Origin of the sequence: Phaeobacter sp. HF9A (assembly GCF_011806385.1) — a bacterium.
In the GTDB taxonomy this organism is placed as follows: Bacteria; Pseudomonadota; Alphaproteobacteria; order Rhodobacterales; family Rhodobacteraceae; genus Epibacterium.
Map to the genome: position 1 here is coordinate 1 of NZ_JAATOX010000177.1, position 5798 is coordinate 5798.

The window sequence follows — 5798 nt, forward strand, 5'->3', positions numbered from 1 at the left end:
CGGGCTTCCGCCGCACCCGGACCGAGCGTTGGGGGATGCGCACGCTGGATCTGGACCTTCTGGCGGTGGATCAGCAGGTGCTGCCCGACCGGCAGACCTATGAGCGCTGGCGCGACCTCGCCCCCGAACGGCAGCGCGTTGACGCGCCGGAGCAACTGATCCTGCCACATCCGCGCGTTCAGGACCGTGCCTTTGTGCTGGTGCCCCTGGCCGATATCGCGCCCGATTGGCGGCATCCGGTGCTGGGGCAAAGCGTGGCGCAGATGCTTGCGGCACGCCCAAAGGTCGAGAAAGACGAGGTGACGGCGCTCTGATCGGCGGGATCAGGGCAGTTTTCCTGCAATTGTGAACTCTGACTTCTTGTCAAGCCCTCAAAATCCGCATAGAAGCACCCCCTCTGGACCCAGAACTGTATTGGAGAGTCGCCTATGGCCCGCGTGACGGTCGAAGACTGCGTTGACAAGGTTCCCAACCGATTTGAGCTGGTGATGCTGGCTGCCCACCGGGCGCGCGAGATCGCTGCCGGTGCGCCGCTCACCGTGGACCGCGACAACGACAAGAACCCCGTCGTCTCCCTGCGCGAGATTGCCGAGGAAACCCAGAGCGCCGACGCCCTGCGTGAGCGTCTGATCGAAAGCAATCAGACCCAGATCGAGGTCGACGAGCCGGAAGAAGACTCCATGGCTCTGTTGATGGGTGGCGAAGCGGACAAGCCGCAAGAAGACGACATGAGCGAAGAAAAGCTCCTGCGTGCGTTGATGGAGGCCCAGGGTCAGGGCTGACCCGGGTCTAAAAGAGAGGTTGCGGACCGGCAATGACATCTGCTGATGACCTGATTTCCCTGGTCCGCGACTATAATCCCAAGACAAATGAACAGCGCCTGCGTGATGCCTATGCCTTTGGCGAGGCGATGCACGAGGGCCAGTTCCGCCATTCGGGTGAACCCTATTTCACCCACCCCGTCGCGGTTGCTGCCCTGCTGACCGAACAGCGGCTGGATGATGCCACCATCATCACCGCGCTTTTGCATGACACCATCGAAGACACCAAGGCCTCTTACGAGGAAGTCACCACCCGCTTTGGCGAGGAGGTGGCGATGCTGGTCGATGGGGTCACCAAGCTGACCAACCTGCAACTTTCCTCGCGCGAGACCAAACAGGCGGAGAATTTCCGCAAGCTGTTCATGGCGATGTCCAAGGACCTGCGGGTGATCCTGGTCAAGCTCGCCGACCGTCTGCACAATATGCGCACCATCCGCGCCATGCGCCCCGAGAAACAGGCGCAAAAAGCGCGCGAAACCATGGATATCTATGCACCGCTTGCGGGCCGCATGGGCATGCAGTGGATGCGCGAAGAGCTGGAAGACCTGGCCTTCAAGGTGCTGAACCCCGAGGGCCGCCAGTCGATCATCCGCCGCTTTGTGACGTTGCAACGGGAAACCGGCGATGTGATCCACCGGATCACCGGCGACATGCGGCTGGAACTGGAAAAGGCGGGCATCGAGGCCGAGGTCTTTGGCCGCGCCAAGAAACCCTATTCGATCTGGCGCAAGATGCAGGAAAAAGACCAGGGATTTTCCCGTCTTTCCGACATCTATGGCTTTCGGGTGATCACCCGTTCCGAGGAGGATTGCTACCGTACCCTGGGCGCCATTCACCAGCGCTGGCGCGCGGTGCCGGGGCGGTTCAAGGATTATATCAGCCAGCCGAAAACCAACGGCTACCGCTCGATCCACACCACCGTGTCGGGCCGCGATGGCAAGCGCGTCGAGGTGCAGATTCGCACCCGGCAGATGCATGACGTCGCCGAATCGGGGGTGGCGGCGCATTGGTCCTATCGCGATGGCGTGCGCACCGAGAACCCCTTTGCCGTTGATCCCGCCAAATGGATCGCCTCGCTGACCGAACAATTCGACGGCGAGGATGACCACGACGAATTCCTCGAAGCGGTCAAGCTGGAGATGTATTCCGACCAGGTCTTCTGCTTCACCCCCAAGGGCGATGTGATCAAGCTGCCCAAGGGCGCGACGCCGATCGATTTTGCCTATGCCATCCACACCCGCATCGGCCATGCCTGCGTCGGCGCCAAGGTGGACACCATCCGGGTGCCGCTCTGGACCCGGCTGCGCAATGGCCAGTCGGTGGAGGTGATCACCGCCGAGGGGCAGACGCCTCAGGTCAGCTGGCTGGAGATTGCGACCACCGGCAAGGCCCGCACCGCCATTCGCCGCGCCCTGCGCGAGGCGGACCGCGAGCGTTTTGTCAAACTGGGCCATGAACTTGCGCGCTCCGCCTTTGAGCATGTGAACAAGAAAGCCACCGACAAGGCGTTGGAAACCGCCGCCCGCGCCCTACGTGTCAGTGACGCCTCCGAATTGCTGGCGCGGCTTGGCGCGGCGGATCTCACCGCCCATGACGTGGTGCAGGCGGTCTATCCCGAGCTGATCGACAAGGACGGCGATGAGTTCCCCCCCCGCCGTGCCGTGATCGGCCTGGAGCCGGGACAGAAATTCGAACGCGCGCCCTGCTGCGAACCGCTGCCGGGCGAGCGGATCATCGGCATCACCTCGCGCGGGCAGGGGGTGGTCGTACATGCCGCCGATTGTGACCGGCTGAGCGAATTCGAAGACCAGATGGAGCGCTGGGTCGATGTGCATTGGCACTCCGGCGCGCATCCGGCCGCCTATGGCACCACGCTGGAGCTGACCATTGGCAATGATGCGGGCGTGTTGGGGCGCATTTGTACTCTAATTGGCGAGAAAAAAGCCAATATATCCAACCTTGAATTCATCGACCGGAAACCCGACTTTTACCGCTTGATGATCAATGTGGAATTGCGTGATGTGGAGCAGCTGCATTCGCTGATACTGACATTGGAAGCTGAGAGCGACGTCGCTGCGGTCGTGCGCCACCGGGATCGGACGAGAACCCAACACCGCCCGATCTAGGCGCTCAGCCCCGGAACACAAGGACGATCCTTTGGTATTCAGACGCCGGGATAGACGCCCGCCACTGAGGGTGGTAGCGGAGTTTCTCTGGCCTCGCGGGGGCTGGGGCAGGGCGTTCCTGTATGTCAAACACCGAATCCGCCGCCTGCCCGACAGCCCGGAACGAATCGCGCGCGGTATCGCCGCCGGGCTGTTCACGACCTTTACCCCCTTTTACGGGATGCATTTCCTGGTGGCGGCGATCCTGTCGCGGGTGATGAACGGCAATATCCTTGCCTCGCTTTCGGCGACCTTCTTTGGCAACCCGCTGACCTATGTGCCGATCGGCGTGATCTCGCTCCAGACCGGCCATTGGATCTTGGGGCGTCAACCCGTCGATGGGGTGGATACCACCCTGGTGGACAAGTTCCTCGCTGCCGGTTGGGACCTTTGGTATAACATCTACGCCTATGCCACCGGCACGCCTGCGGATTGGACCGGGCTGGTGGTTTTCTACGACGAGGTCTTCTTTCCCTATATGATCGGCGGGATTATGCCGGGCATCATCGTGGGCACGGTGGGCTACTTTCTTTCGGTGCCGGTGATCCGCAGCTATCAGCAGCGGCGCAAGCGCAAGATCAAGGCCAAGTTCGAGGCGATCAAGAAACGCGCCGAACTGGAAGCCGTGAACAGCCCCCATGCCCCCAAGAATCCCAAACCGCCCAGCCGCTCGCCCAGTCGCTCGTCCAGGGCCGCGCGGCCGGAATGATCGCGCAGGGCGGCGCAGGCTGCGCGGCAAGCCGGGATAATTGTACCGCTCAGGCCGATGGCCCTTGCCTCTGCGGGCCTGCTGGCTAGGCTCCCGGCAAAAGAATTCTCATGACAAAGGGCTGCCCCATGTCCAATTCCGTGCTCCGCCTTGGCATCAACATCGACCATGTCGCCACTGTCCGCAACGCCCGCGGCGGCGCCTACCCGGACCCCATCCGCGCTGCCAAACTGGCCGAGGAGGCAGGCGCCGACGGTATCACCGCCCATCTGCGCGAGGACCGTCGCCATATCACCGACGAGGATATCGACCGGCTGGTCGAGACGCTCTCGGTGCCGCTGAATTTCGAGATGGCCGCAACGCAGGAGATGCAGACCATCGCCCTGCGCCACAAGCCGCATGCGGTTTGCCTCGTGCCCGAAAAACGCGAGGAACGCACCACCGAGGGCGGGCTGGAGGTCGCGCGCGAGGAAAACAAGCTGGCTCATTTCATCGCCCCGCTGCGCGATGCGGGCTGCCGGGTGTCGATCTTTATCGCGGCGGATCAGAAACAGATCGAGGCGGCCCATCGCATCGGCGCCCAGGTGATCGAGCTGCACACCGGCGCCTATTGCGATTTCCACGCCGAGGGCGATTTCGCCGCCCGCGACAAGGAGCTGGAATCGCTGCGCGAGATGGCCGCTTTTGCCCATTCGCTGGGGCTGGAGGTGCACGCTGGCCATGGTCTGTCCTACGAGACCGTGCAGCCCGTCGCGGCCTTCCCGGAGGTTATGGAACTCAATATCGGTCACTTCCTGATCGGCGAGGCGATTTTCCGCGGTCTCGCCCCGGCAGTGCAGGAAATGCGCCGCCTGATGGATGAAGCGCGCGGCGGGGCGGTCGCATGAGCCTGCGCCGCTTTACCCTGGTCTATATCGCGACATTGATGGCGCTGATGGTTCTGGTCGTTCTGGCGCAGGCCGTCACGGGCTATGACATTGCAAATGCGGGCATGTCGATCATTCCGGCGATGTCGGCGGGCATGGCGGAGGGTCAGTTCTTCGTGCGCAGCAAAAAGCGCATGCCGGAGAACGCGGAGATGTGGCACTTTGCCCGGCAGGCAACGGTTGTCATGCTGGGGCTGACCATGGTGGCGGTTGCCATCTTCAGCGTTGCGGTGCCGCAGATCCGATTTATGCTCAGCCAGCCAAGCGGCGGAATGCTGCTGTTGGCGGCTGTGTTGTTTCAGGTCGCCCTGTCGTTTCTGCTGGTGCGCTATTTCCTCGGGCTTGGGGCCAAATCCGCGCTCCGGGCCGAACAGGACCGCGCCAACAAGAACTGAGCGCACTGTCCGACTGACCAGCGGAGGACCCGCAGGAGACTATCGCGATGGATACAAGCTCTTATCTCTTGCCGGTCTTTGCAATTGTGCTGGGCCGGGTCACTCTTTGTGGCAGCCCGGGGCCCGCGACCCTCACGATCTGTGGCACTGCGATGGCAGAGGGCCGCCGCGCCGGGCTTTTGGTTGCGGCGTTGGTCGCCCGGCGCTATGGGCGCAGCAAACGCGGGTTCGAGGCGGCTTTCGGCCTGTTGTTCGGCGCGGCCAGCCTGAACATCCTGACCCTGCGACTGACCTGAACGGAGGGCGTGACCTGATCCTGGGCATCGGCACCGATCTGGCCAATATCGACCGCATCCAGCGCACGCTGGATCGCTTTGGCACCCGCTTCAAGGCGCGCGTGTTCACGGAGGTTGAGCAAGCCAAATCCGAACGCCGCCGGGATGTGGCGGGCACCTATGCCAAGCGATGGGCCGCCAAGGAGGCCTGCTCCAAGGCGCTGGGCACCGGGCTGCGCATGGGCATTGCCTGGAAGGATATGTCGGTCTCCAACCTCTCCACCGGGCAGCCGGTGATGCAGCTCACCGGCTGGGCCGCCGCGCGTCTGGCAGAGCTGACCCCGCCGGGCCACAGCGCCCATATCCACGTGACCCTGACCGATGATCACCCCTGGGCGCAGGCCATTGTCATGATCGAGGCCCGCCCGCTGCCACCTGGCGAGACCGCGCAGGATTGATCCTTCTGGACATTTGAGGGTTTGCGCTGCGCTTCGCGCATCGCCGGGG

General features: G+C 63.1%; 8 protein-coding genes. All 8 read left to right on the plus strand.

All coding sequences use genetic code 11. The features are described from left to right. On the plus strand, window positions 1-314 hold a 314-nt coding region (locus HCZ87_RS19370), incomplete at its 5' end, for a 2-amino-4-hydroxy-6-hydroxymethyldihydropteridine diphosphokinase (protein WP_167646541.1). Window positions 315-428: 114 nt separating this feature from the next. After that, complete coding sequence (gene rpoZ, locus HCZ87_RS19375) at window positions 429-782, plus strand: DNA-directed RNA polymerase subunit omega (RefSeq protein WP_167646543.1); 354 nt, start codon at window positions 429-431, stop codon at window positions 780-782. Window positions 783-814: 32 nt separating this feature from the next. Next, on the plus strand, window positions 815-2947 hold the full coding sequence (locus HCZ87_RS19380) for a bifunctional (p)ppGpp synthetase/guanosine-3',5'-bis(diphosphate) 3'-pyrophosphohydrolase (protein ID WP_167646545.1): 2133 nt from the start codon (window positions 815-817) through the stop codon (window positions 2945-2947). Between the two features lie 31 nt (window positions 2948-2978). Further along, the gene (locus HCZ87_RS19385) at window positions 2979-3695 is read left to right on the plus strand and encodes a DUF2062 domain-containing protein (RefSeq protein WP_167646547.1); all 717 of its coding nucleotides are present in this window, start codon (window positions 2979-2981) and stop codon (window positions 3693-3695) included. Window positions 3696-3823: 128 nt separating this feature from the next. After that, window positions 3824-4582, plus strand: a complete 759-nt coding sequence (locus tag HCZ87_RS19390; protein WP_167646549.1) for a pyridoxine 5'-phosphate synthase — start codon at window positions 3824-3826, stop codon at window positions 4580-4582. Beyond that, the gene (locus HCZ87_RS19395; RefSeq protein WP_167646551.1) at window positions 4579-5016 is read left to right on the plus strand and encodes an ABZJ_00895 family protein; all 438 of its coding nucleotides are present in this window, start codon (window positions 4579-4581) and stop codon (window positions 5014-5016) included. Before HCZ87_RS19390 ends, HCZ87_RS19395 begins: the two co-directional genes overlap by 4 nt. Window positions 5017-5063: 47 nt before the next feature. After that, the gene (locus HCZ87_RS20840) at window positions 5064-5312 is read left to right on the plus strand and encodes a hypothetical protein (protein WP_175582332.1); all 249 of its coding nucleotides are present in this window, start codon (window positions 5064-5066) and stop codon (window positions 5310-5312) included. Window positions 5313-5326: 14 nt separating this feature from the next. Beyond that, window positions 5327-5749, plus strand: a complete 423-nt coding sequence (acpS, locus tag HCZ87_RS19405) for a holo-ACP synthase (protein WP_167646553.1) — start codon at window positions 5327-5329, stop codon at window positions 5747-5749. Window positions 5750-5798 lie beyond the last annotated feature (49 nt).